Raw genomic sequence first — 24563 nt, 5'->3', positions numbered from 1 at the left:
GGCATTTGAGGGCGAAAGCCATGGCTTCCAGGCCTGCCGTCACGGCCGATTCTTCAAAGCTTGCTATATTGGCACACGATGATATGCGCCCGCAGGCCTTGCCCGCGGCCGCAGGGCGGCTTGCCCAGGGCCGCCCCTCCCCGGTGACATGTTCGTTGGAAGGAGCCCGTCTTGAAGGTCTTGAAGCTCTCCGCGCAGGGGCTGCCACAGTCGTGGATCAGCCTGGAGGAAGCCGTGTTGCATTACGCGGCGGATGAGGTGCGCTGGGAAATGGGGGCCGAGGTCGCGGTGTTCCACGGCGGGCACAACGCGGTGACCGGGCGCCAGTCCATCATCACGGTCAACTCCATCATCGGCACCCAGGGCGTGCCGCGCATCAACCCCTTCGACCTGCGGCCCACGCTGACCAACAGCAAGCTGTTCGCGCGCGACCGCAACGTGTGCGCCTACTGCGGCGAGAGCTGCCACGACGAGGTGTGCACGCGAGAGCACATCGTGCCGCTGGGGCAGAACGGTCGCGACACCTGGATGAACGTGGTGACGGCCTGCAAGTCCTGCAACCACCGCAAGGGCAACCGCACGCCCGAACAGGCCCACATGGGGCTGCTGTACACGCCCTACGTGCCCAGCCTGTGGGAAGACTTCATCCTGCGCAACCGCCGCATTCTGGCGGACCAGATGGAGTTCCTGATGTCGCACCTGCCCAAGACCTCGCGGCTGCACGCCTAGGGATGGGCGTGGTCCGGCGCCGGGCCGCCCCAAGCCGGGCCAGCCCCCTTGGGGGCAGCGACCCGCGAAGCGGTGGAGCGTGGGGGTGGTCAGTGCGTCAGTTCCAGCACCACGAGGTGGTTCTCGCCCGCTGGCCAGGTCCGGCCGGTGAGCTTCTCACCGTTGAATTCGGCCGCGATGGGCCGCGCGCCTTCCGTGGCGAGGGCCAGTTTCGAGCTGGACACGCCCGCGCCCGCGGGCGGCACACCGGGCAGGGCCTTGCCATCGAACGACATCGTGTCGCGCGCGGCATCGAAGTAGCCGCGCGGCCGGGTGAAGGTGACGATGGACTTCGCGCCGCGGTCGGCGGCCGCGATGCGCTCGGCGCGCAGGTGGATCAGTTCGCTGCCACGCGGGAAGGGGCTGCGGTAGATGTGTGTGGTGGCGTAGCCCGGCGCGCTGATGACGAACTCGTGGGCCACGCCAGGCTGGGCGGTGAACGGGCCCCAGAGGCCATCGGCGCCCACGGTCTTGCTGTGCACGGCCGCGCCCCGGCGCTCGCCCGTCGCGGGGTCGGTGGCGTACACCGTGAGCTGCGCGCCCGGCACGGGCAGGTTGTTGGTCTCGTTGCCCGAGGCCGGGTCGGTTGGCGACACGCCCAGGCCGGTGACCTTGCCGTTGAGCACCACCGGCGTCTGGGCGGTGATGGCCAGCGTGCGTGGCGCCTGGCCGGTGATGAAGCGGTGCATGGCATCGAACGCCGCGGGTGAGAAGGACGTCTCGCGGTGGTCCACGCGGGGCAGCACCACGTTGTGGGCACCCTTGAGCGCGGGCCCGTCGAAACCGACGTTGGTGGGCGTGCCCCGGGCGCCGATCCACACGCCGTCGGGCTGGGCGAACTTGTCGTTGTTGTCGGATCGCAGGGTCATCCACTTCACTGGGCCGGCCACTTCGTCGCCGGCGGCGTTCTTGGGCGCGTTCAGCGCGCTCAGGAAGGGGCCGGTGCCAGCGAATTCGTTGGCCTCCCGGAATCCCTTGATGGCCCAGACGCCGTGGTTGGGTGTGCCGCCCAGCACCGCGTGGCTCACGGTCTTGTCGCCGCCGCCATTCTGGATGTAGTTGCGCACCGCGTAGCCGCCGCGCGAATTCGCCACCAGCACCACCTGCGGCGCGCCGGTGGCCCTCAGGACCTTGTCCACCTCGGCCTTGAGGAAAGCCATGTGCTCGGCCGTGGACGAGCGCCCCGGCTGGGCCTTGCCGTCGTCGTCGCGCGCGAGCGGGTAGGGCAGGTCGATCGCGTGCAGGCGCTCGCGCGGCCAGCCGTTGGACTCGAAGCGCCACAGGGTGGTCTGCCAGATCGAGGCGGAGTCGCCGTTGCCGTGCACGAACACGATGGGTGGCTGCCCCGCACCCCGGGGTGCGCTGGCACAGGCCGCCAGCAACAGGCTGCTGGCGATGGTGGCGAAAATGGTTCGGCGGGTGGGCATCGGGTCTCTCCTGTTGAAGGGGTTGCGCAAAACACCGCGGCCCGCTGGGTGCGGGCCGCTGGGGGGATCAGGCGAACACGCCGGCCGTGTCCTGCATCCGGGCGGAGACCTCGCCCAGGTGGTGCAGGGTGTCGCCGTAGGTCATTTCCAGCTGCGTGAGCTTCTTGAAGTAGTGGCTCACGATGTACTCGTCGGTCACGCCGATGCCGCCGTGCAGCTGCACCGCCTGTTGTCCGACGAAGCGCATGGCCGTGCCCAGCTGCACCTTGGCCCGCGCCATGGCCGCGCGGCGCTCTGGCGCCGGGGCGTTGAGCTTGAGGCTGGCGTAGTAGCTCATGGAGCGCGCCAGCTCCAGTTGCATCTTCATGTCGGCCACGCGGTGGCGCAGCGCCTGGAAGCTGGCGATGGCCACGCCGAACTGCTTGCGCGTGTTCATGTACTCGACGGTGATGGCCACGGTCTTGTCCATCACGCCCACGGCTTCGGCGCAGGCGGCGGCGATGCCGATGTCCACGGCGTGTTCCAGCGCGGTCAGGCCATCGGTGGTGATCAGTTGGGCCGGGGCGTCCTTGAGCGTGAGGTCACCCGCACGGCCGCCGTCCTGCGTGCCGTAGCCGCGCGCTGCGCACGCCAGCGGCGGTGCGCTCCACCAGGAACAGGGCGAGCTTGCCGCCGGCCACGGCGGGCACGACGAAGGCGTCGGCCTGGTCGGCGGCGGGCACCACGTTCTTGCTGCCCGAGACCGTCCAGCCGCTGCCGGCCTGGGTGGCGGTGGTGGCGCACACGTCGAGCTTGTAGCGGGCCTTGCGCTCCTGGTGCGCGAGCACCACCAGCGCTTCGCCCGAGGCCATGCGCGGCAACCACGCGGCCTTGAGGTCGGCCGGCGCGTAACCGCCCAGCACGCCGGAGGTGATGAGGGTCTGGGCCAGGGGTTCGAGCACGATGCCGCGCCCCAGCTCTTCCATGACCACCATGCCTTCGATGGGGCCCATGCCCAGGCCGCCGTCGTCCTCGCTCACGTAAAGGCCGGCCAGGCCGAGCTCGGCCAATTCACCGTAGGCGGCGCGGTCGAAGCCGCCCGCGGCCACGATGCCGTTGCGGCGCTCGAAGGTGTAGCCCTTGTCGACCCATTTGCGCACGGCGTCGCGCAGTTGCTGTTGGTCGTCGCTGAAATCAAAGTCCATGTTTTTCTCCTCAGCCCAGAACGGTTTGCGCGACGATGTTGCGCTGCACTTCGTTGCTGCCGCCGTAGATGGTGGTCTTGCGCATGTTGAAGTAGGTGGACGCCAGCGGCGCGTTGGCGGTGACGCCGCCGGGGAAGTCGCCCTGCCAGCCGGCTTCCATGGCCTCCTCGATGAAGGGCAGGCTGTAGGGGCCGGCCGCCAGCATCATGAGTTCGCTGTAGCGTTGCTGGATCTCGCTGCCCTTGATCTTGAGCAGACCGGCGATGTCGAGCGAGTTCTTGCCCGATTTCTCGGCCGAGAGCACGCGCAGCACCAGCATCTCCAGCGCCACCACGTCGACTTCGAGCAGCGCGATCTGGTCGCGGAAGCGCAGGTCGTCCCAGACGCCTTCGGTCTTGGCGATGCGCTTCAGGCGCTCGAGCTCGCGCTTGGCGCGGTTCACGTCGGCGATGTTGGTGCGTTCGTGGCTGAGCAGGTGCTTGGCGTAGGTCCAGCCCTTGTTCTCCTCGCCGATCAGGTTCTCCGCTGGCACCTCGACGTTGTCGAACCAGACTTCGTTCACCTCGCTCTCGCCGTCCAGCAGCTTGATGGGCCGCACGGTGACGCCGGGCGAGGCCATGTCGATCAGCAGGAAGGAGATGCCGGTCTGCGGCTTGCCCTCGGTGCTGGTGCGCACCAGGCAGAAGATCCACTCGCCGTACTGGCCCAGCGTGGTCCAGGTCTTCTGGCCGTTGACGATGTATTTGTCGCCCTGGCGCTCGGCGCGGGTCTTGACCGAGGCCAGGTCCGAGCCCGAGCCGGGTTCGCTGTAGCCCTGGCTCCACCACACCTCGCCGCTGGCGATGCCGGGCAGGAAACGCTGCTGCTGTTCCTTGTTGCCGAAGGCCATGATCACCGGCGCCACCATCACGGGGCCGAAGGGCACCACGCGCGGCGCGCCGGCCAGGGCGCATTCTTCCTCGAACAGGTGCTTCTGCACCGCGGTCCAGCCCGGGCCGCCGAACTCCTTGGGCCAGCCCCAGCCCAGCCAGCCCTTCTTGCCGAGAATCTTGGCCCAGCGCTGCATGTCGTCGCGCGTCAGGCGCAGCGCGTTGTGCACTTTGTGGGCGATCTCGGCGGGCAGGTTGGCCTTGACCCAGCCCCGGATGTCTTCGCGAAACGCCTGTTCTTCGGGCGTGAATGCCAAATCCATGGAATGTCTCCTGGTGGCCGCCACAGGATGTGTGCCGGCAAATTGAACAACGCCGGCCAGTTTCGCACGACCGTTCGTTTTATGGCTGTCCGGGCTGCGACAAGCCGAGCTGCTCGTTCAGATTCTGAAGCTGGTCCTGCAACTGGGCCACGGTGTTTTCCAGCGTGCGCACCCGGCGGGTGAGGGCGATCAGTTCGTCTTCGGTGGCCGCGCTGCCCTGGGTGGACGGCGCCGCCGCGACGGCGCTGGTGTCCACCGGGCCGCAGAGCAGGTGGGCCCAGCGCTGCTCCCGGGCGCCGGGTGCGCGCGGCAGCTTCACCACCAGCGGGCCGCCTTTCTCGGCGCTGCGGTCCTGCAGTTCCTCCAGGAAGCCGTCGACCGAGGCGATGTCCAGGAACTTGTACCAGCGCTCGGTGTTCAGGCGCAGCTCACCGGCGGTCTGCGGGCCGCGCAGCATCAACATGCCCAGCAGCACGGCGGATTGTTCGGGCACGCCCACGGCGCGCGCGAAATTGTGTTCGTAGCGGGTGACCCGGCTGCCGCTGCCCTCCATCACCATGTGCAGGCTGCGCAGCTCGTCCAGCGCCTCCAGCACCAGGGCGTCGGCCAGGTTCATCACCGGGTCGCGGCTGGACTTCTGGTTGCAGCCCGTCACCAGAGCGTTGAGCGTCATGGGGTAGCTGTCGGGCACGGTGCGCGCCTTCTCCATGAGGGTGCCGAGCACGCGCGCCTCGGCGGGCGAGAGCGGGCGTTGCTGGAAATCGTGGCCGCGCGGGCGGCCGGCTGAAGGGGTTTGCAGGTCTGAGGTCATTACACTTCCCGGCCATGTCTGGCGTGAACAAAAACATCGTGATTCTCATCTCCGGCAGCGGCTCCAACATGGCCGCCATCGTGGAGACCGCCCGGACGCAACGCTGGCAGGCCCGGTTCGGCGCGCGCGTGGCGGCCGTGGTGAGCAACAAGGCCGCCGCCCAGGGCCTGGCCTGGGCGAAGGAACAGGGCATCGCCACCGCCGCGCTGGACCACACCGCCTACGCCAGCCGCGAGGCCTTCGACGCCGCGCTGATGGCCGAGATCGACCGCCACGGCCCCGCGCTGGTGGTGCTGGCGGGCTTCATGCGCATTCTCACCCCGGGCTTCGTGCAGCACTACGAAGGTCGGCTGGTCAACATCCACCCCAGCCTGTTGCCCGCCTTTCCGGGGCTCAAGACGCACCAGCGCGCGATCGAGATGGGTTGCCGCTTCGCGGGTGCCACGGTGCACCGCGTGACCAGCGAGCTCGACCACGGCGAGATCCTGGCGCAGGCGGTGGTGCCGGTGCTGCCGGGCGACACGCCCGAGGCGCTGGCGGCGCGGGTGCTCACGCAGGAGCATGTGATCTACCCCCGCGCGGTGGAGCGGCTGCTGGCCGCCGCCTGATCAGACGCCCTTGGCGAACACCAGCCCCGCGTGCTCGCGCATGGCGTGGAACTTGATCTTCGGCCAGTTGGCCTCCACGGCGCGCAGGGTGGCCGAGTGGTCCACCAGCAGCGTGGGCGCGTCCACCGCGTCCAGCGCCACGCGGTGGCTGTTGGCGTCGATGAAGCGCTTGAGTTCGACCTCGCCACCGTCCTCGGGTGCGCAGGTCACCCAGCGCGCCACCTGGTAGGGGCTGTTCATGATGCGGGCTTTCACGCCGTACTCGTGCTCCAGGCGGTGCGCGACCACCTCGAACTGCAGCTGACCCACCGCACCCAGCAGCAGCACCGAACCCGCCACGGGGCGGAACACCTGGATGGCACCCTCTTCGCCGAGCTGGGTCAGGCCGGCGCGCAGCTGCTTGCTGCGCAACGGATCGGCCACTTCCACGCTGCGGATGATTTCCGGCGCGAAGAAGGGCAGGCCGGTGAACTGCAGGCTTTCGCCCTCGGTGAGGGTGTCGCCCAGTTGCAGCACGCCGTGGTTGGGGATGCCGATGATGTCGCCGGCAAAGGCTTCGTCGAGCAGTTCGCGGCGCTGTGAAAGGAAGCTCACCACGGTGTTGGGCCGCAGGTCCTTGCCCGAGCGCACCACCTTGAGTTTCATGCCGCGCTCGAAATGGCCGCTGCGCCACGCGCACGAAAGCGATGCGGTCGCGGTGCGCCGGGTCCATGTTGGCCTGGATCTTGAAGACCACGCCGCTGAACTTGGTCTCCTCGGGTTTCACCACGCGCTGGATCGCGGGCCGTTCGCCCGGGGGCGGCGCCAGATCGACCAGGGCGTCGAGCACCTCGCGCACGCCGAAGTTGTTCACCGCCGAGCCGAACAGCATGGGCGTCTGCTGGCCGGCGAGGAACTTGGCCTCCTCGAACGCGGGCGAGGCGCCGGCCACCAGCTCCAGCTCGTCGCGCGCCTGCGCGAACTCGGCGCCGAAGCGCTGCAGGCTCTCGGGGTTGTCCAGGCCGGCCAGCACGTCCTCGTCGCCACCGCGGCGATCTTCACCGGCGGCGAACACACGCATCTGGTCGGTGCGGCGGTCGAACACGCCCCGGAAGGTCTTGCCCATGCCCACCGGCCAGGTGAAGGGCACGACCGTCATGCCCAGCTCGCGCTCGATCTCGTCCATCAGGTCCAGCGGGGCCTGCACCTCGCGGTCCATCTTGTTGACGAAGGTCAGGATGGGCGTGTTGCGCGCGCGGCAGACCTGCAGCAGGCGGCGGGTCTGGGGCTCCACGCCGTTGCCGGCGTCGATCACCATCAGCGCCGCGTCCACGGCCGTGAGCACGCGGTAGGTGTCTTCCGAGAAGTCTTGGTGCCCGGGGGTGTCCAGCAGGTTGATCACGCAGTCGCGGTACTCCATCTGCATCACCGACGAAGCGACCGAGATGCCCCGCTGCTTTTCGATTTCCATCCAGTCGCTGGTGGCGTGGCGCGCGGCCTTGCGCGCCTTCACGCTGCCCGCGATGTTGATCGCGCCCGAGAACAGCAGCAGCTTCTCGGTGAGGGTGGTCTTGCCCGCGTCGGGGTGGGAGATGATGGCGAAAGTGCGCCGGCGGCGCACCTGGTTCGGGATGTCGGACATAGCCTCTGATTATCCCCGGTGGACAATACGGCTTATGCACCCCAAAGCCCTTCTGGACGAAAGCGCCAGCCTGATCGAGCAGGTCTTCAAGTTCGAGCACCCCGCCGACGCGGTCGTCGCGCGCCATTTCCGTGAAAACCGTTCCCTGGGCCCACGCGAGCGGGCCACGCTGTCCGACACCGTCTACACCATCCTGCGCGAACGCCTCAAGCTGGAGTGGCTGGCCCGCTCCGGCAGCGGCTCCAAATGGCGCCGGCTGGCGATCCTGGCCTTTCCGGGCGACCGCGACTTCGTCAAGAGCGCCCTGACGGACGCCGAAAAAAGCTGGCTCGACCATTGCGACGCCGTCACCGACGCCGACCTGATGGCGCCGCACCGCCACAACCTGCCCGAGTGGCTGCGCCACCGCCCTGCGCGAGCAGGTGGGCGACGAATTCGACGCGCTGGTCGCCAGCCTGAACCAGCCCGCGCCCCTGGACCTGCGGGTGAACGTGCTCAAGGCCAAGCGCGACGCCGCCCTGGCCGGCCTGCAGAAGGCCGGGCTCACGGGGGCGGCCACGCCGTATTCGCCCCTGGGCATCCGCCTGCAGGGCAAGCCCTCGCTGGCCGAACTGCCGGCCTTCGTGCAGGGCGAGGTGGAGGTGCAGGACGAAGGCTCTCAGCTGCTGGCCTTGCTGCTGGACGCCAAGCGCGGCGAGATGGTGGTCGATTTCTGCGCCGGTGCCGGGGGCAAGACCCTGGCCATCGGCGCCGCCATGCGCAACAGCGGCCGGCTCTACGCCTTCGACACCTCCGGCCACCGGCTCGACGCGCTCAAGCCCCGGCTGGCGCGCAGTGGCCTGTCCAACGTGCACCCAGTGGCGATCGCCCACGAGCGGGACGACCGCATCAAACGCCTGGCCGGCAAGATCGACCGCGTGCTCGTCGACGCGCCCTGCTCAGGCCTGGGCACCCTGCGGCGCAGCCCGGACCTGAAATGGCGCCAGACGCCGCAGACCGTGGCCGCCCAGGCCGATCTGCAGCAGGCCATCCTGCACAGCGCCGCCCGCCTGCTCAAGCCCGGCGGCCGGCTGGTGTACGCGACCTGCAGCCTGCTCCAGGCCGAAAACGAGGCCGTGTGCGCGGCATTCGAACCGGCCCACCCGGACTTCGAACCGGTGCCGGTGGTCAGCCTGCTGGAGGGGGTGCACGTTTCCGGGGCATCCACCCTGTGCGCGGGCGAAAATGGAAAATGGCTGCGTTTATGGCCGCATCGGCATGCAACAGACGGCTTTTTCGCTGCCGTTTGGCGGAAAAAGGTTTGAATTGTGTTCAAGTCGCCTGAAATAAAGGCTTAAGTTTTCATCCCTGGCCGTCCATGGGTTGGTGATTTGCACCCCCGGCCTTAAAATCCAAGCTTCGCTGGCCCACACCGCCCATGGGCTTGGCGCCCCTCCATGTCCGTGACCCAGGGCGGTCTTTTAGGAACTCCATGTTTTCTTCCGATTCCGGAATCTTCTCTGCTGTCTGGGATGGCCTGATCCAGTTTCTGGCCAGCGGCCTGACGGGCGCCGCCTGGTGGCAGGTGCTTATCGTGGCCCTGGTGTTCACGCACATCACGATCGCCAGCGTCACCATCTACCTGCACCGCCATTCCGCACACCGGTCGCTGGATCTGCACCCGATCGCGTCGCACTTCTTCCGCTTCTGGCTCTGGATGACCACCGGCATGGTCACCAAGGAGTGGACGGCCATCCACCGCAAGCACCACGCCAAATGCGAACACGAAGGTGATCCGCACAGCCCGCACATCTTCGGCATCAAGAAGGTCTTCTACGAGGGCGCCGAACTCTACCGGGCCGAGGCCAAGAACGCCGAGACCATGGAGCGCTACGGCCACAACACGCCGAACGACTGGATTGAAAAGAACCTCTACACCGGCCGCTCGCGCCTGGGCGTGAGCCTGATGCTGATCATCAACGTGGCGCTGTTCGGGGTCCTGGGGCTGTCGGTCTGGGCGCTGCAGATGGCCTGGATTCCCATCACCGCCGCCGGCATCATCAACGGCATCGGCCACTGGTGGGGCTACCGCAACTTCGAAGCCGCCGACGGCAGCACCAACGTGTCGCCCTGGGGCATCCTCATTGGCGGCGAAGAGCTGCACAACAACCACCACACCTACCCGACCTCGGCCAAGCTGTCGGTCAAGCCCTACGAATTCGACATCGGCTGGATGTACATCACCATGCTGAAGTCCGTGGGCCTGGCCTCGGTGAAGAAGGTGCCGCCGAAGATGGCCTATGGCGCCGTGCGCCCGGTGGCCGACGAGAAGACGCTGGAGGCGATCATCGCCAACCGCTACGAAGTGATGGCCGGTTATGCGCGCGAAATGCGCGCCGCCTGCAAGCACGAACTCGAGGCCCTGAAGCAGCGCCGCGGCGACGCCACCGTGCTGCAGGCCGCGCGCCGCTGGTTGCACCGCGACGACGACAAGGTGCCCGCCAACGTCAAGCCGCAGTTGGCCCAGGTGCGCGCCGAGCACCCGGTGCTCGACAAGATGGTGACCATGCGCGAAGAACTGCGTGCCCTGTGGTCGAGCACGAACTCCACGCGCGAACAGCTCGCCGTGGACCTGCAGGCCTGGTGCCGCCGCGCCGAGGAAAGTGGCATCGCCGCACTGCGCGACTTCTCGATCCGCCTGCGTTCCGCCCACGCCTGATTGGCCCACCCCTGCGCCGCGCCTGCGGCGCGTCACCCCCTCAAGGGGGCGGCGCTGACGGACCGGCAAAGCCGGATCCGTGGCGCCCTGGAAGGAATAAAAAAACCCGCTGTTTTCACAGCGGGTTTTTTGTTGGGAATCGGCTCGATTACTTGAGCTTGATTTCCTTGTAGTCCACGTGCTTGCGAGCCTTGGGATCAAATTTCTTGATCAGCATCTTCTCGGGCGTGGTCTTCTTGTTCTTGGTGGTGGTGTAGAAGTGGCCGGTTCCAGCGGTGGATTCCAGCTTGATCTTCTCGCGTGCGCCTTTGGTTGCCATGTTCGGTTCTCCTTAAGCTTGACCGCGTGCGCGCAGGTCGGCGAGCACGGCGTCAATGCCGTTTTTGTCGATCAGGCGCAGGGCGGCACCGGAGACGCGCAGACGCACCCAGCGGTTTTCGCTCTCGACCCAGAAACGGCGGTATTGCAGGTTCGGCAGGAACCGGCGCTTGGTTTTGTTGTTGGCGTGGGAAACGTTGTTCCCGACCATGGGCTTCTTGCCCGTGACGTCGCAGACGCGTGCCATGAGGACACTCCGATCATTTCAAACAGCTGCGGACCGCGAACCGGAGGTGTCTCCGTGTCGGCCCCTCAGCCTCACCTCGCCAGGAAAGGGTGGCGGTAACCCGAATCTGCTTCGTGCCCGGGCAAGCCGGTAAATCTCAGCAAAGCCCGCAATTATAGCCAACTGGCGGCCAAGCCGCCAGGGCCGGCCGTCAGCCCCGCGCTCAGACGGCGTTCTGCTCCAGGAAACGCTGGGCGTCGAGGGCGGCCATGCAGCCGGTGCCGGCGCTGGTGATGGCCTGGCGGTACACGTGGTCCTGCACGTCGCCGGCGGCGAACACGCCGGGCACGCTGGTCATGGTGGCGATGCCCTGCAGGCCCGAACGGGTGGTGATGTAGCCGTCCTTCATGTCCAGTTGGCCCTTGAAGATGTCGGTGTTGGGCTGGTGGCCGATGGCGATGAAGCAGCCTTTGACATCCAGGTCTTCGGTCGCACCGGTCTTCACGCTTTTCAGGCGAACGCCGGTCACGCCGGTCGGGTCGCCCAGCACCTCGTCCAGCGTGCTGTGCAGTTTGAGCTCGATCTTGCCGGCGGCGACCTTGTCCATCAGCTTGTCGATCAGGATGGCTTCGGCCTTGAAGGTGTCGCGGCGGTGGACCAGCGTGACCTTGCTGGCGATGTTGGACAGGTACAGCGCCTCTTCCACGGCCGTGTTGCCGCCGCCGACCACGCTGACTTCCTGGCCACGGTAGAAGAAGCCGTCGCAGGTGGCGCAACCCGACACGCCCTTGCCCATGAAGGCTTCCTCGGAGGGCAGGCCGAGGTACTTGGCCGACGCGCCGGTGGCGATGATGAGCGCATCGCAGCTGTATTCACCGCTGTCGCCCTTGAGCACGAAGGGGCGCTTGGAGAAGTCGACCGCGTTGATGTGGTCGAAGATGATCTCGGTCTTGAAGCGCTCGGCGTGCGCCAGGAAACGCTGCATCAGGTCGGGGCCCTGCACGCCTTCGGCATCGGCGGGCCAGTTGTCCACATCGGTCGTGGTCATGAGCTGGCCGCCCTGGGCGATGCCGGTGATGAGCACGGGGTTGAGGTTGGCGCGCGCGGCGTAGACGGCCGCGGTGTAGCCGGCAGGGCCTGAACCCAGGATGAGGACTTTCGCGTGTTTCATGTTGAGCGCCCCATCGAATTTGGGGCCAAGTGGTTTAGAGTCGGTGGTTATATGGGCGCGTTCGGGGGCAAATCCAGTGCCGCGTGGCGCCCAATGTGTGCGAATCATTGTATGAAAGAGCGCCGCGCGCGCCGTCCCAACCAAGGAATACACGCATGTCTCTCCTGTCCAATCTCGACCTGATCCGCCGGGTTCCCTTGTTTTCCACCTTGACCCAGGCCCAGGCCGAATCGGTGGCCGATTCGGTGGTCAAGCGGCGCTTCAAGCGGGGGGAGTGCATCGTCGAGCAGGGCAAGAAGTCCAACTGCCTGGCCATCGTGCTGACCGGGCGGGCGCGGGTGGTCACCACCGACACCCGGGGACGTGAGGTGATCCTGGCCACCATGAACCCGGGCGACTACGTGGGCGAGATGAGCCTGATCGACAACCAGCCGCATTCGGCCACCGTGCGCGCCGAGGTGCAGACCGACGTGCTGATCCTGGGGCGCACCGAATTCGCGCGCTGCCTGCCGGAAAACACCTCCATGGCCTACGCGGTCATGCGCGGCCTGGTGCAGCGCCTGCGCCACGCGGACCGCAAGATCGAGTCACTCGCGCTGATGGACGTGTATGGGCGTGTCGCCCGAGCCCTGCTGGAGTTCGCCCAGCCCGACAAGGACGGCATCCTGACCATCAAGGACCGGGTCTCGCGCCAGGACGTGGCCAAGATGATCGGGGCTTCCCGCGAGATGGTCAGCCGCGTCATGAAGGACCTGGAAGACCGGGGTTTCATCGAGGTGACCGAAGAGGGCAGCACCGTCATCAAGGAGCGCCTCAACTCGCTCGGTTGAGGGCTCTTTCGCACCCGGCCGGCATCGCCCGGTCGGTGGCTGTCATGGGGTAAGCTTGTCGCTGGATTTCAGCGAGGCCTATGACTTATTCACTCAACACCCTCAACGCCGACCGCGATTCCGCGGCGCCGGCGGGTGTGTCCCGGTTTGCCCAGGAAATCGGCCTGGTGCTGGGCGCTGCGGCGCTCGCGTTCTGGCTGCTGGCACTGCTCAGCCACTCCCTGGCCGATCCCGCGTGGAGCACCACGGGCACCTCCACCGAGGTGAGCAACTGGGGTGGCCGCCTGGGCGCCATGCTGTCGGACTGGAGCTACTACCTGCTCGGCTTTTCGGTCTGGTGGCTGTTTCTTGCCGGGGTGCGGGCGTGGTTGTCCACCCTGGCGCGCTGGATCCGCGGCGCCCAAGGCACGGGCGATGAAGCCGTGGCCGGCGATCGCCTCTGGCACCGCCCCTGGGCGCGCCGCGCGCTGTTCTGGCTGGCCTTGGTCGTCCTGATGGCGGCCAGCACGGTGCTGGAATGGAGTCGCCTCTATCGGTTGGAGGCCTTGTTGCCCGACCACGCCGGCGGCGTGCTGGGCCATGCGCTGGGGCCTGTGGCGATGCGCTGGCTGGGCTTCACCGGTTCGGCGCTGGCGATGCTGGCGGTGCTGCTGGTGTGTCTGCCCACCGTCTTCCGCTTCTCCTGGGGCCACTGGGCCGAGGAAGTCGGGCACACGCTGGATGGCTGGTTCGAGGCCCGGCGCGAGAAGCGCGAGGCGGTGGAAGACCAGCGCATCGGCGAGAAGGCCGCGCGCGAGCGCGAAGAGGTGGTGAAGGTCGAGCGCGTCGAGATCGAGGAACACCACCCGGTGCCTGTGGTGATCGAACCCACGCTGGTCGATGTGCCCAAGAGCGAGCGCGTGGCCAAGGAGCGCCAGAAGCCGCTGTTCACCGAGCTGCCCGACAGCAAGCTGCCGCAGGTGGACCTGCTCGACAGCGCCCCCTTGCACCAGGCCGGGGTGGACAGCCAGACGCTGGAGATGACCAGCCGGCTGATCGAGAAGAAGCTCAAGGACTTCGGCGTGGAGGTGCGTGTGGTGGCGGCCGCCCCTGGCCCCGTGATCACGCGCTACGAGATCGAGCCCGCCACCGGCGTGAAGGGCTCGCAGATCGTCAACCTGGGCCGTGACCTGGCCCGTTCGTTGTCGCTGGTGTCGATCCGCGTGATCGAGACCATCCCCGGCAAGAACCTGATGGCGCTGGAACTGCCCAACGCCAAGCGCCAGACCATCAAGCTCAGCGAGATCCTGGGCTCACAGGTCTACAACGATGCCAAGTCCATGTTGACCATGGGCCTGGGCAAGGACATCGGGGGGCAGCCCGTGGTGGCCGACCTCGCCAAGATGCCGCACTGCCTCGTGGCCGGTACCACCGGTTCGGGCAAGTCGGTGGGCATCAACGCGATGATCCTGTCGCTGCTCTACAAGGCCGACGCGCGCGACGTGCGCCTGCTGTTGATCGATCCCAAGATGCTGGAGATGAGCGTCTACGAGGGCATTCCGCACCTGCTCGCGCCGGTCGTGACGGACATGAAGCACGCGGCCAACGGCCTGAACTGGTGCGTGGCCGAGATGGAGAAGCGCTACAAGCTCATGAGCAAGATGGGCGTGCGCAACCTCGCGGGCTTCAACACCAAGATCGACGAGGCCACGGCGCGCGGCGAGATCATCGGCAACCCATTCAGCCTCACGCCGGAGCAGCCTGAGCCGCTGGAGCGCCTGCCCTACATCGTGGTCGTGATCGACGAACTCGCCGACCTGATGATGGTGGTGGGCAAGAAGATCGAGGAGCTGATCGCCCGCCTGGCGCAGAAGGCGCGCGCGGCCGGCATCCACCTGATCCTGGCGACCCAGCGCCCGAGCGTGGACGTGATCACCGGCCTGATCAAGGCCAACATCCCGACGCGCCTGTCGTTCCAGGTCAGCAGCAAGATCGACAGCCGCACCATCCTCGACCAGATGGGCGCCGAAAGCCTTCTGGGCATGGGCGACATGCTGTACATGCCCTCCGGCACGGGTTTCCCGATCCGCGTGCACGGCGCCTTCGTCAGCGACGACGAGGTGCACCGCGTGGTGGCCTACCTGAAAGAGCAGGGCGGCGAACCCAACTACATCGACGGCGTGCTCGAAGGCAGCATGGGCGACGGCGAAGGGGGCGACCTGTTCGGCGAAGGCGGTGGCGAGGGTGGCAGTGGCGAGAAGGATGCGCTGTACGACCAGGCCGTCGAGATCGTGCTCAAGGACCGCAAGGCCAGCATCTCCTATGTGCAGCGCAAGCTGAAGATTGGTTACAACCGCGCGGCGCGTCTGCTGGAGGACATGGAGAACGCGGGGCTGGTCAGCGCGCTCACCTCCAGCGGGCAGCGCGACATCCTGGTGCCCTCGCGCGGCGGGGAATGAAGCCCGCCGACATGCAACCAAGTCGGCGCAACCGGGTCCTACCGTCCATGATCAAGCAACTCCTCACTTCCTGCGCGTTGTCGCTGGCCGCGCTCGCCGCCCACGCCGACGGCCTGCAAGACCTCGAAAGATTCCTGCGTGAAGTGGACAGCGGCAAGGCCGGCTTCACCCAGGTCGTGACCTCGCCCAAGCGCGCCAACGAAACCGTGGCGCGCAGCAAGACCTCCAGCGGCACGTTCGAATTCCTGCGGCCCAACCGCTTCCGCTTCGTGTACGCCAAGCCGTTCGAGCAGACCATCGTGGCCGACGGCCAGACCCTGTGGCTCTACGACGTGGACCTGAACCAGGTGACATCGCGTTCGCAGAAGGAAGCCTTGGGCAGCACGCCTGCCGCGCTGATCGCGGCCGGGACCGATCTCAAAGGGCTCTCGGACGCGTTCGAACTCAAGCCGGCCGCCGCCCGCGATGGCCTGGAGTGGCTGGAGGCCCGCCCGAAGGACCGCAACGGCCAGCTGCAAGTGGTGCGCGTGGGCTTTCGCCAGGGGCAGCTGTCGGTGCTGGACATCGAGGACAGCCTGGGCCAGCGCTCGGTGCTCACGTTCAACAGCTGGCAGGCCAATGCGCCGCTGAAGGCGGGGGACTTCAAGTTCCAGCCGCCACCGGGTGCCGCTGTCGTCAAACCCTGATCGTTTCGCCGTGTCGACCGCCAGTACCCATGTGCCCCTGGCCGAGCGCCTGCGCCCGCGCACGCTGGCCGAGGTGATCGGCCAGCAGCACATGCTGGGCGAGGGCATGGCCTTGCGCCTGGCCTTCGAATCGGGCCAGCCGCACAGCTGCATTCTCTGGGGCCCACCGGGCGTGGGCAAGACCACCATTGCCCGCCTGATGGCCGACGCGTTCGACGCGCAGTTCCTCACCATCAGCGCGGTGCTGGGCGGCGTCAAGGACATCCGCGAGGCCGTGGAGCGGGCCGAGGTGGCGCGCAGCGGCCTCTCGCCCCAGCGCACCATCCTGTTCGTGGACGAGGTGCACCGCTTCAACAAGAGCCAGCAGGACGCCTTCCTGCCGCACGTGGAAAGCGGCCTGTTCACCTTCATTGGTGCCACCACCGAAAACCCCTCGTTCGAGGTCAATTCGGCGCTGCTCTCGCGGGCGGCCGTCTACGTGCTGCGGCCCTTGTCGGAAGACGATCTGCGCCAGATCGTGGTCAAGGCCCAGGCGATCGACGCGGTGCCGGCCATCGAATCGACCGCCGTGGACCGACTCATCGCCTACGCCGATGGGGATGCGCGCCGCCTGCTCAACACGCTGGAGACCCTGGCGGTGGCGGCCGGGCGGGAAAAACTCGCCGAGGTGAGCGATGCCTGGCTGCTCAAGGTGCTGGGCGAGCGCATGCGCCGCTACGACAAGGGCGGCGAACAGTTCTACGACACCATCAGCGCCCTGCACAAAAGCGTGCGCGGTTCCGACCCCGATGCCGCCCTGTACTGGTTCGCGCGCATGCTCGACGGGGGCGCCGAACCCCGGTACATGGCCCGCCGCTTCATCCGCATGGCCAGCGAGGACATCGGCCTGGCCGATCCCCGCGCCTTGCGCCTGGCCCTGGACGCCGCCGAGGTGTACGAACGCCTGGGCAGTCCCGAGGGCGAGCTGGCCCTGGCCGAGTGCGTGGTGTACCTGGCGGTGGCGCCCAAGTCCAACGCGGTCTACAAAGCCTTCAACGAAGCCAAGGCCTTTGTGAAGAAGGACGGCACCCGCCCCGTGCCCATGCACCTGCGCAACGCGCCGACCAAGCTCATGAAGTCGCTGGACTACGGCAAGGGCTACCGCTACGCGCACGACGAAGAGGGCGGTTTTGCGGCCGGTGAACGCTATCTGCCCGATGGCATGGCCGACCCGGGCTTCTACCGCCCGGTCGAGCGTGGGCTGGAGTTGCGCATCGCCGATAAGCTGCGCGAGCTCAAGAAACTCAACAATCAAAAAGACTAATGCACTGCCAATCGCGCTGATGCGGTCTGGGGAGTTGCACCTAAAACCAGGGTAAACCCGCGTCCGCTAAGGGCTTACACGCATGTGGGCTCCAAAAGCCCCTCATTACAATCCGTCCACCAACCCGCAGTCGGTCCTGTTTCAAGGTCATGTCTGGCGGGTTTTTTGCTAGGTTGAAACGGGCCGGCGCCACAAGCGCTTCCCGGCCTGTCACAAAACACGGAGAAACATTCATGGAAGTTTTGCTGCAGCAGATCATCAACGGTCTGGTGTTGGGCAGTATGTATGCGCTGGTGGCACTGGGGTACACCATGGTGTACGGCATCATCGGACTGATCAACTTTGCGCACGGCGACGTGCTGATGGTGGGGGCCCTCACCAGCTGGACGGTCATCGGCTGGATGACCAGTGCGTCAACCGGACTGCCGACCTGGGTGGTCCTCCTGCTGCGCCACCATCATCGCGATGGTGGTCTGCGCCACGCTCAACTTCACCATCGAGAAACTGGCCTACCGGCCGCTGCGCAATTCCAACCGACTCGCGCCCCTGATCACCGCCATCGGCATGTCGCTGCTCTTGCAGACCTTCGCCATGATCATCTGGGCGCCGAACCCGAAGTCCTATCCCTCCATGCTGTCGCGCGAACCGATCGCGTTCGGTGGCGCGGTGATTTCGGTGACGCAGGTCGTCATCCTGGCCACCACGGCGGTCACGCTGGCCTTCCTGATGTGGTTGGTCAACCGCACCAATCTGGGCCGAGCCATGCGGGCCACGGCCGAGAACCCGCGTGTGGCCGCGCTCATGGGCATCAAGCCCGACGTGGTCATCTCCGCCACCTTCATCATCGGCGCCATGCTCGCGGCCATTGCCGGCGTGATGTGGGCCTCCAACTACGGCACCGTGCAGCACGCCATGGGCTTCATGCCCGGCCTCAAGGCCTTCGTGGCCGCGGTGATGGGCGGCATCGGCAACCTCGCCGGTGCGGTGGTCGGGGGCATTGCGCTCGGCCTGATCGAATCCCTGGGCGCCGGCTACCTCGGCAAGCTCACCGGTGGGGTGCTGGGCAGCCAGTACACCGACATCTTCGCCTTCATCGTGCTGGCGTCGTGCTCACGCTGCGTCCCTCGGGGCTGCTGGGTGAACGTGTGGCGGACCGTGCCTGACCGTCCGGGAGAAACACCATGATGAACACCAAAACCGGCAAGCTGATCGTCTTCCTGATCGCGGCGGTGGCTTTGCTGCTGCTGCCCATCATCCTGCAGTCCACCGGCAGCAACTCCTGGGTGCGCATTGTCGATATCGCGCTCATGTACGTGCTGCTGGCCCTCGGCCTGAACATCGTGGTCGGCTACGCCGGCCTGCTGGACCTGGGCTACATCGCGTTCTTCGCGGTGGGGGCCTATGTGTTTGCCTTGCTGGGCTCGCCCCACCTCGCCGACACCTTCCCGGCCATCAAGGCCATGTTCCCCAACGGCCTGCACTACAACATCTGGCTGGTGATGATCCTGGCGGCGGCGATTGCGGGGGTGGTTGGCATGATCCTGGGGGCACCCACGCTCAAGCTGCGTGGCGACTACCTCGCCATCATCACCCTGGGCTTCGGCGAGATCATCCGCATCTTCCTGCTGAACATGGACCGCCCGTTGAACATCACCAACGGTCCCAAGGGCATCAGCCAGATCGACACCATCTCGGTGTTCGGCCTCGACCTCGGCAAGCGCCTGACCATCGGTGACTACACCTTCCAGCCGGTCACGCTGTACTACTACCTGTTCCTGTTCTTCGTGGTGCTGGCCATCGTCATCTCCTACCGCTTGCAGGATTCGCGCATCGGCCGCGCCTGGATGGCCATTCGTGAAGACGAGATCGCCGCCAAGGCCATGGGCCTGAACACCCGCAACCTCAAGCTGCTGGCCTTCGGTATGGGCGCGTCCTTCGGTGGCGTGTCCGGCGTGTTGTTCGCCTCGTTCCAGCGCTTCGTTTCGCCCGAGTCCTTCTCGCTGATGGAGTCGGTGATGGTGGTGGCGATGGTGGTGCTGGGCGGCATCGGGCACATCCCCGGGGTGGTGCTGGGTGCCCTGTTGCTGGCGGGCCTGCCCGAGGTGTTGCGCCATGTGGCACACCCGCTGACCGAACTGACGGGTGGTCGCCTTGGCCCCGAGATCCTGCGCCAACTGCTCATCGCGCTGGCCATGGTGGTCGTGATGCTGCTGCGCCCCAGAGGCTTGTGGCCCTCGCCCGAGCACGGCAAGTCCCTGACCAAGTAAGCGGAGCATTCACATGAGCGACACCATTCTCAAAGTGGCGAATGTTTCCAAGCGCTTCGGGGGCCTGCAGGCCCTGAGCGATGTGGGCATCGAAATCAAGCGCGGTCAGGTCTATGGCCTGATCGGCCCCAACGGCGCCGGCAAGACGACCTTCTTCAACGTGCTGACCGGGTTGTACACGCCCGACAGCGGTTCCTTCGAACTCGCGGGCAAGCCCTACACGCCCAGCGCGGTGCACGAGGCTGCGAAGGCCGGCATCGCCCGCACCTTCCAGAACATCCGGCTGTTCGCCGAGATGACCGCGCTGGAAAACGTCATGGTCGGGCGCCACGTGCGCACCCATTCGGGCCTGATCGGCGCCGTGCTGCGCACGCCCGGTTTCAAGCGCGAAGAGGCCGCGATCACGGCGCGCGCGCGCGAGCTGCTGGCCTACGTGGGCATCGAGAAGTTCGCCGACTACAAGTCACGCACGCTGAGCTACGGCGACCAGCGCCGCCTGGAAATCGCGCGCGCCCTGGCGACCGACCCGCAGCTGATCGCGCTGGACGAACCGGCCGCCGGCATGAACGCCACCGAAAAGGTGCAGCTGCGCGAGCTGATCGACCGCATCCGCAAGGACAACCGAACCATCCTGCTGATCGAACACGACGTGAAACTGGTGATGGGCCTGTGCGACCGCGTGACCGTGCTCGACTACGGCAAGCAGCTCGCCTCCGGCTCACCGGCCGACGTGCAGAAGGACCCCAAGGTGATCGAGGCCTACCTCGGCACCGGCGGCCACTGATCAAGGATTGACGCAAATGGCAAACACACTCCTCAAAGTCAGCGGTCTGAAGGTCGCGTACGGCGGCATCAAGGCCGTCAAGGGCATCGATCTCGAGGTGCGCGAGGGCGAGCTGATCTCGCTCATCGGCTCCAACGGCGCCGGCAAGACCACCACCATGAAAGCCGTCACCGGTTCGCTCGCCTACGAGGCCGGCGACATCGAGTACCTGGGCCAGAGCATCAAGGGCAAGGGCGCCTGGGATCTCGTGAAGCAGGGCCTGGCGATGGTGCCGGAAGGCCGTGGCGTGTTCACCCGCATGACCATCACCGAGAACCTGCAGATGGGTGCCTACATCCGCAAGGACAAGGCCGGCATCGCGCAGGACATCGAGAAGATGTTCGGCATCTTCCCGCGCCTGCGCGAACGCAAGGACCAGCTGGCCGGCACCATGAGCGGTGGCGAGCAGCAGATGCTGGCCATGGCGCGCGCGCTCATGAGTCAGCCCAAGGTGCTGCTGCTCGACGAGCCGTCCATGGGCCTGTCGCCCATCATGGTGGACAAGATCTTCGAGGTCGTGCGCGACGTCTCCGCCCAAGGCGTGACCATCCTGCTGGTGGAGCAGAACGCCCGCCGCGCGCTGCAGATCGCCGACCGCGGCTACGTGATGGATTCGGGCGAAATCATCATGACCGGCGTGGGCCGCGACATGCTCGACGACCCCAAGGTGCGCGCCGCCTACCTCGGCGAATAACGAGAATTCGGCCCCGATCGGGCCGAAAACTACAATCATGGGTTGCGCACCTCGGTGCCCAACCCATTTTTCATTCATGACCCAAGCCCAAACCCCCCCCACCGCCGAGACCGGTGCGCCTGCGGCGCACGACGACAACCAGCTCATCGCCGAACGCCGCGAGAAGCTCAAGGCGCTGCGCGAGGCGCAGAAACAGGGCCAGGGGGTGGCGTTTCCCAACGACTTCAAACCCGCCGACAAGGCTGCCGACCTGTTCGCCCGCTATGGCGAGACCACCAAGGAAGCGCTGGAAGCCGAGCCGGTGCGCGCCAGCGTGGCCGGGCGCATGATGCTCAAGCGCGTGATGGGCAAGGCCAGCTTCGCCACGCTGCAGGACGCGTCCTTCGGCCCCTCGGGCGGCCGCATCCAGATCTACCTGAACAACGACGGCGTGGGCGAGGCGCAGCACAGCGCCTTCAAGCACTGGGACCTGGGCGACATCATCGCGGTCGAGGGCGTGCTCATGCGCACGCGCACCGGCGAACTCACCATCCAGGCCGACCGCATCCGCCTGATCACCAAGAGCCTGCGCCCGCTGCCCGACAAGTTCCACGGCATCGCCGACCAGGAAATCAAGTACCGCCAGCGCTACGTGGACCTGATGACCGACGAAACCGCCCGCAAGCGTTTCGTCGCGCGCAGCCAGGCCCTGGCCAGCATCCGCGACTTCATGGTGAGCCACGGCTTCCTCGAGGTGGAAACGCCCATGCTGCACCCGATCCCGGGCGGTGCCAACGCCAAGCCGTTCAAGACCCACCACAACGCGCTGGACCAGGAGATGTTCCTGCGCATCGCGCCCGAGCTCTACCTCAAGCGCCTGCTGGTGGGCGGTTTCGACCGTGTGTTCGAGATCAACCGCAACTTCCGCAACGAAGGCATCAGCGTCCGCCACAACCCCGAGTTCACCATGATGGAGTTCTACGCGGCGTACTGGAACTACCAGGACCTGATGGACTTCAACGAGGAACTCATTCGCCACGTGGTGCGCCGGGTGCGCGGTGACGAGCCGCTGACCTACCAGGGCCAGCCGGTGGACATCCTGTCGCCCTTCGAACGCCTGACGATCCGCGAAGCCATCGTCAAGTACACCGAGGCGGGCGACAGCGTGGACGATGCCGCCTGGCTGCTCGCGCAGCTCAAGAAGCTCGGCCTGAGCGAGGAGAAGCACCAGCTCTCCAGCCGCAGCCTGCCGAGCCTGCAGGTGCTGTACTTCGAAGAGAAGGTCGAAGACAAGCTCTGGAACCCGACCTTCATCATGGACCACCCGACCGAGATCTCGCCGCTGGCGCGCGCCAACGACGCGAACCCCGCGGTCACCGAGCGCTTCGAGCTCTACATCACCGGGCGCGAATTCGGCAACGCCTTCTCCGAGCTCAACGATGCGGAGGACCAGGCCGCGCGCTTCCAGGCGCAGGCCTCGGCCAAGGACGGGGGTGACGAGGAGGCCATGTTCTACGACGCGGACTACATCCGCGCGCTGGAGTACGGCATGCCGCCCGCCGGTGGTTGTGGCATCGGCATCGACCGCCTGATGATGCTGCTGACCGACAGCCCCAGCATCCGCGACGTGATCCTCTTCCCCGCGCTGCGCCGCGAGGGCTGATCAGAAGTTCAGTTTCAGGATCGCCTTGCGCGGGTCCTTGCGCAGGGCGTCCAGCGCCTGGCGCAGCCAGTCCAGGTGCGCCTGGGCGTCCTGCTGAAGTTCGGGCGTGGGATCGGGCAGCAGCGCCACGACGATCTTGAACTTCAGCGTGGTGCCCACGGGCAGTTGCACCGAAGGGCGCAGGCCGCCCGCGACGATGCTGGTGGCCGCGGCCAGGGCCTGCGCCTCGCGCACCGGCCCTTCCATCAACAGCGCCAGGGTGCTGTCGTCGACCCGGCTTGCCGTGTCCACGTCGCGCGCCACCGAGCGCAGCAGCGAGCCGGTGATCACCAGCGCGCGGTCGGCCACCTCGCGGCCGTGCTGCTCGGCAAACCAACCGTGGTTGTCCAGGCCGATCAGCAGCAGCGCGCTCTGGTGCCCGTAGCGCTGGGCCCGCACCACGCTGTCGTGCAGCCGCAGCATGAAGTTGTGCCGGTTCGTGAGGCCGGTGAGCGGTTCGGTCAGGGCCAGTGCGCGGGCGCGGGCCTGGGCCTCGTGCTGCAGGGACGAGCGTTGCAGCAGGCCGTAGATCAGCAAGGGCGCCTCGAGGGCGGCGGCGATCACCATGCCGTACTGCGACAGGAAACCCGATGAGATCAGGCCGAAGTTGCGCATCACCGGCAGCGCCCCGGCCAGCAGCACCGGCAGCATGCCCAGCGCGATCCAGCGCACCCAGCGGTCCCCCGTGCGCCAGGCCGCCCAGAGCATGGCGTAGACCAACGCGAGCGTGGCCGCGGACGCGGCCGTCACGGCCTGCAGGCTGCCATGGGTGGGGTACAGCGTGTCCCACAGAATCAGGCCCGCCAGAACCGCAGGCAGCGCCAGGGCGGAACGGTCCAGCCAGCGACCGATGCGCCTGGGTTGAACCACCTGCCGCACAAACAGCAGACCGAACACCGCCGCCATCGGCATCAGCACGAATTCGGCCAATCCGTTCCACTGCGCCGAGTTCGGCCAGAGGAACTGGCCGGCCACACCCAGCGACGCGGCCATGGCGCAGCCCGAGGACTGTGATGTAGATGGCATAGGCGGCAAAGCTGGTGTCCCGGAACACCAGCGCATTGGCCGACCGCGGTCGCGGTGAGCAGCAACGCCATGCCGAAGTAGGCGCCCAGCAGAAACTGCTGGTGGATGCGCAGCTCGCGCAAGGTGTGGTGGTCGTGAATCTGCAGCGTGCCGGAGAACGGCACGCGAGCGTGTTCGATGCGCACCCAGTAGGTCACTACAGCGTCGGTGCGGGGGTCGAGCGAGAACACCGGGTAGCGGTCGGGAAAGGCCCAGTGGCTCACCGCGAGGCGGTCGCCAGCGTGTTGCGCTTTCCATTCGCCATTGGACAGCCGGTGGTAGAGGCTGATGCGGTCGGTGCCCGAGCGCGCCAGTTCCAGCTCCCAGCGCGAATGGTCGTCGCGGGCCTGGGCATCGAAGCGAATCCACAGCGCGCCGCCGTCCGGAAGGAGGAGGCGGTGTTCGGCGCTGCGCACCGCAAACGGCAGTTGGTCCTGTTGGGCTTCCACCTCCTGCACCGTCAGCTGGCCGCCGGTATCCACCCAGTACAGGCTGCGCTGGGCCAGGGGCACGCTGGGTTGTGTGCCGTCGAGCACCACAGGCGGCAGCTCGGCGGCCACTCCGCGCAGGACAGGAAAAAGGGAGAAGAAGGCCAGCGCCAGCCAGGCGGCCAGCCTGCGAGCGCGACGGATCCCGGGCGTCGCGCCCTTCCACAAAACGTCAGACATCCCCCGATTGTGTCGCCTGTGACATTGGCCGGGCGTGACGCAGGTCCGGCGACGGGCACCGTTCGTAAAAAAGAAGCCCCGGGG

The 24563-nt window shown here is 66.9% G+C and carries 19 protein-coding genes and 4 pseudogenes; 13 read left to right on the top strand and 10 right to left on the bottom strand.

The window, feature by feature from the left end; genetic code table 11:
• Nucleotides 1–171 precede the first annotated feature (171 nt).
• On the top strand, nt 172–729 hold the full coding sequence (locus ACFJI0_RS17505; RefSeq protein WP_382155149.1) for an HNH endonuclease: 558 nt from the start codon (nt 172–174) through the stop codon (nt 727–729).
• 89 nt (nt 730–818) lie between these two features.
• Here the strand turns inward: ACFJI0_RS17505 and ACFJI0_RS17500 are convergent, their stop codons facing one another.
• The 4 genes and pseudogenes from ACFJI0_RS17500 to ACFJI0_RS17485 all read right to left on the bottom strand — a co-directional run bounded on the left by ACFJI0_RS17500 (nt 819) and on the right by ACFJI0_RS17485 (nt 5382).
• Nucleotides 819–2195, bottom strand: a complete 1377-nt coding sequence (locus ACFJI0_RS17500; RefSeq protein ID WP_382321463.1) for an alpha/beta fold hydrolase — start codon at nt 2193–2195, stop codon at nt 819–821.
• Nucleotides 2196–2262: 67 nt separating this feature from the next.
• Nucleotides 2263–3379 (bottom strand): annotated as a pseudogene (locus ACFJI0_RS17495) (acyl-CoA dehydrogenase family protein).
• A 10-nt stretch (nt 3380–3389) separates the two neighbouring features.
• Nucleotides 3390–4571, bottom strand: coding sequence for an acyl-CoA dehydrogenase family protein (locus ACFJI0_RS17490; protein WP_382321461.1), 1182 nt, complete (start codon nt 4569–4571; stop codon nt 3390–3392).
• Nucleotides 4572–4650: 79 nt separating this feature from the next.
• A complete protein-coding gene (locus ACFJI0_RS17485) occupies nt 4651–5382 on the bottom strand; it encodes a YceH family protein (RefSeq protein WP_382321459.1) in 732 nt (243 codons plus the stop codon).
• Between the two features lie 14 nt (nt 5383–5396).
• On the opposite strand from ACFJI0_RS17485, the gene purN reads away from it, so the two are divergent.
• Nucleotides 5397–5990 carry a phosphoribosylglycinamide formyltransferase gene (gene purN, locus ACFJI0_RS17480; protein ID WP_382321456.1) on the top strand — a complete coding sequence of 198 codons (594 nt, stop codon included), beginning with the start codon at nt 5397–5399 and terminating at the stop codon, nt 5988–5990.
• On the opposite strand, the pseudogene ACFJI0_RS17475 reads toward purN, so the two are convergent.
• Nucleotides 5991–7611 (bottom strand): annotated as a pseudogene (locus tag ACFJI0_RS17475) (peptide chain release factor 3).
• Between the two features lie 34 nt (nt 7612–7645).
• Here ACFJI0_RS17475 and ACFJI0_RS17470 point away from each other — a divergent pair.
• Together ACFJI0_RS17470 and ACFJI0_RS17465 are read left to right on the top strand one after the other, a co-directional pair.
• Nucleotides 7646–8915, top strand: a pseudogene (locus ACFJI0_RS17470) (RsmB/NOP family class I SAM-dependent RNA methyltransferase).
• 167 nt (nt 8916–9082) lie between these two features.
• Nucleotides 9083–10309, top strand: coding sequence for a fatty acid desaturase (locus ACFJI0_RS17465; RefSeq protein WP_382321454.1), 1227 nt, complete (start codon nt 9083–9085; stop codon nt 10307–10309).
• Nucleotides 10310–10457: 148 nt separating this feature from the next.
• Here the strand turns inward: ACFJI0_RS17465 and rpmG are convergent, their stop codons facing one another.
• The 3 genes from rpmG to trxB all read right to left on the bottom strand — a co-directional run bounded on the left by rpmG (nt 10458) and on the right by trxB (nt 12024).
• A complete protein-coding gene (rpmG, locus tag ACFJI0_RS17460; protein ID WP_056269543.1) occupies nt 10458–10628 on the bottom strand; it encodes a 50S ribosomal protein L33 in 171 nt (56 codons plus the stop codon).
• Between the two features lie 12 nt (nt 10629–10640).
• Complete coding sequence (gene rpmB / locus ACFJI0_RS17455; protein WP_056269541.1) at nt 10641–10874, bottom strand: 50S ribosomal protein L28; 234 nt, start codon at nt 10872–10874, stop codon at nt 10641–10643.
• A 202-nt stretch (nt 10875–11076) separates the two neighbouring features.
• Entirely contained in the window at nt 11077–12024 is a 948-nt protein-coding gene (gene trxB, locus ACFJI0_RS17450) for a thioredoxin-disulfide reductase (protein WP_382321451.1), read from the bottom strand.
• Between the two features lie 155 nt (nt 12025–12179).
• Between trxB and ACFJI0_RS17445 the strand changes: the two genes are divergently transcribed.
• The 9 genes and pseudogenes from ACFJI0_RS17445 (at nt 12180) to lysS (ending at nt 22707) form a co-directional block, all read left to right on the top strand.
• Nucleotides 12180–12854 (top strand): Crp/Fnr family transcriptional regulator, encoded by a 675-nt coding sequence (locus ACFJI0_RS17445; protein ID WP_382321449.1) that lies wholly within the window; start codon nt 12180–12182, stop codon nt 12852–12854.
• A gap of 80 nt (nt 12855–12934) precedes the next feature.
• Nucleotides 12935–15292 (top strand): DNA translocase FtsK, encoded by a 2358-nt coding sequence (locus ACFJI0_RS17440; protein WP_382321447.1) that lies wholly within the window; start codon nt 12935–12937, stop codon nt 15290–15292.
• 50 nt (nt 15293–15342) lie between these two features.
• Entirely contained in the window at nt 15343–15978 is a 636-nt protein-coding gene (lolA, locus tag ACFJI0_RS17435; RefSeq protein ID WP_382163881.1) for an outer membrane lipoprotein chaperone LolA, read from the top strand.
• A gap of 10 nt (nt 15979–15988) precedes the next feature.
• Nucleotides 15989–17281 (top strand): replication-associated recombination protein A, encoded by a 1293-nt coding sequence (locus ACFJI0_RS17430; protein WP_382321445.1) that lies wholly within the window; start codon nt 15989–15991, stop codon nt 17279–17281.
• Nucleotides 17282–17514: 233 nt separating this feature from the next.
• Nucleotides 17515–18444, top strand: a pseudogene (locus tag ACFJI0_RS17425) (branched-chain amino acid ABC transporter permease).
• Nucleotides 18445–18462: 18 nt separating this feature from the next.
• On the top strand, nt 18463–19548 hold the full coding sequence (locus ACFJI0_RS17420; RefSeq protein ID WP_291121141.1) for an ABC transporter ATP-binding protein: 1086 nt from the start codon (nt 18463–18465) through the stop codon (nt 19546–19548).
• A gap of 13 nt (nt 19549–19561) precedes the next feature.
• Nucleotides 19562–20332 carry an ABC transporter ATP-binding protein gene (locus tag ACFJI0_RS17415; protein WP_382321443.1) on the top strand — a complete coding sequence of 257 codons (771 nt, stop codon included), beginning with the start codon at nt 19562–19564 and terminating at the stop codon, nt 20330–20332.
• Nucleotides 20333–20348: 16 nt separating this feature from the next.
• The gene (locus tag ACFJI0_RS17410) at nt 20349–21065 is read left to right on the top strand and encodes an ABC transporter ATP-binding protein (RefSeq protein ID WP_382155199.1); all 717 of its coding nucleotides are present in this window, start codon (nt 20349–20351) and stop codon (nt 21063–21065) included.
• 76 nt (nt 21066–21141) lie between these two features.
• Complete coding sequence (gene lysS, locus ACFJI0_RS17405) at nt 21142–22707, top strand: lysine--tRNA ligase (protein WP_382321441.1); 1566 nt, start codon at nt 21142–21144, stop codon at nt 22705–22707.
• Here lysS and ACFJI0_RS17400 read toward each other — a convergent pair whose 3' ends face one another.
• A complete protein-coding gene (locus ACFJI0_RS17400; RefSeq protein ID WP_382321439.1) occupies nt 22708–23739 on the bottom strand; it encodes a 7TM diverse intracellular signaling domain-containing protein in 1032 nt (343 codons plus the stop codon). It abuts the gene before it with no gap.
• On the bottom strand, nt 23658–24479 hold the full coding sequence (locus ACFJI0_RS17395) for a 7TM-DISM domain-containing protein (protein WP_382321437.1): 822 nt from the start codon (nt 24477–24479) through the stop codon (nt 23658–23660). Before ACFJI0_RS17395 ends, ACFJI0_RS17400 begins: the two co-directional genes overlap by 82 nt.
• Nucleotides 24480–24563 lie beyond the last annotated feature (84 nt).

The sequence above is a fragment of the Hydrogenophaga sp. UC242_53 genome (genome assembly GCF_042696965.1).
Lineage (GTDB): Bacteria > Pseudomonadota > Gammaproteobacteria > Burkholderiales > Burkholderiaceae_C > Hydrogenophaga.
This window is presented reverse-complemented; position numbering and strand designations above follow the sequence as displayed.

What these genes read in the sequence shown, in the direction of transcription:
- ACFJI0_RS17500 (WP_382321463.1), bottom strand. Translation starts at nt 2,195, where the DNA reads ATGCCCACCCGCCGAACCATTTTCGCCACCATCGCCAGCAGCCTGTTG.
- ACFJI0_RS17490 (WP_382321461.1), bottom strand. Translation starts at nt 4,571, where the DNA reads ATGGATTTGGCATTCACGCCCGAAGAACAGGCGTTTCGCGAAGACATC.
- ACFJI0_RS17485 (WP_382321459.1), bottom strand. Translation starts at nt 5,382, where the DNA reads ATGACCTCAGACCTGCAAACCCCTTCAGCCGGCCGCCCGCGCGGCCAC.
- purN (WP_382321456.1), top strand. Translation starts at nt 5,397, where the DNA reads ATGTCTGGCGTGAACAAAAACATCGTGATTCTCATCTCCGGCAGCGGC.
- ACFJI0_RS17465 (WP_382321454.1), top strand. Translation starts at nt 9,083, where the DNA reads ATGTTTTCTTCCGATTCCGGAATCTTCTCTGCTGTCTGGGATGGCCTG.
- rpmG (WP_056269543.1), bottom strand. Translation starts at nt 10,628, where the DNA reads ATGGCAACCAAAGGCGCACGCGAGAAGATCAAGCTGGAATCCACCGCT.
- rpmB (WP_056269541.1), bottom strand. Translation starts at nt 10,874, where the DNA reads ATGGCACGCGTCTGCGACGTCACGGGCAAGAAGCCCATGGTCGGGAAC.
- trxB (WP_382321451.1), bottom strand. Translation starts at nt 12,024, where the DNA reads ATGAAACACGCGAAAGTCCTCATCCTGGGTTCAGGCCCTGCCGGCTAC.
- ACFJI0_RS17445 (WP_382321449.1), top strand. Translation starts at nt 12,180, where the DNA reads ATGTCTCTCCTGTCCAATCTCGACCTGATCCGCCGGGTTCCCTTGTTT.
- ACFJI0_RS17440 (WP_382321447.1), top strand. Translation starts at nt 12,935, where the DNA reads ATGACTTATTCACTCAACACCCTCAACGCCGACCGCGATTCCGCGGCG.
- ACFJI0_RS17420 (WP_291121141.1), top strand. Translation starts at nt 18,463, where the DNA reads ATGATGAACACCAAAACCGGCAAGCTGATCGTCTTCCTGATCGCGGCG.
- ACFJI0_RS17415 (WP_382321443.1), top strand. Translation starts at nt 19,562, where the DNA reads ATGAGCGACACCATTCTCAAAGTGGCGAATGTTTCCAAGCGCTTCGGG.
- ACFJI0_RS17410 (WP_382155199.1), top strand. Translation starts at nt 20,349, where the DNA reads ATGGCAAACACACTCCTCAAAGTCAGCGGTCTGAAGGTCGCGTACGGC.
- lysS (WP_382321441.1), top strand. Translation starts at nt 21,142, where the DNA reads ATGACCCAAGCCCAAACCCCCCCCACCGCCGAGACCGGTGCGCCTGCG.
- ACFJI0_RS17400 (WP_382321439.1), bottom strand. Translation starts at nt 23,739, where the DNA reads ATGGCCGCGTCGCTGGGTGTGGCCGGCCAGTTCCTCTGGCCGAACTCG.
- ACFJI0_RS17395 (WP_382321437.1), bottom strand. Translation starts at nt 24,479, where the DNA reads ATGTCTGACGTTTTGTGGAAGGGCGCGACGCCCGGGATCCGTCGCGCT.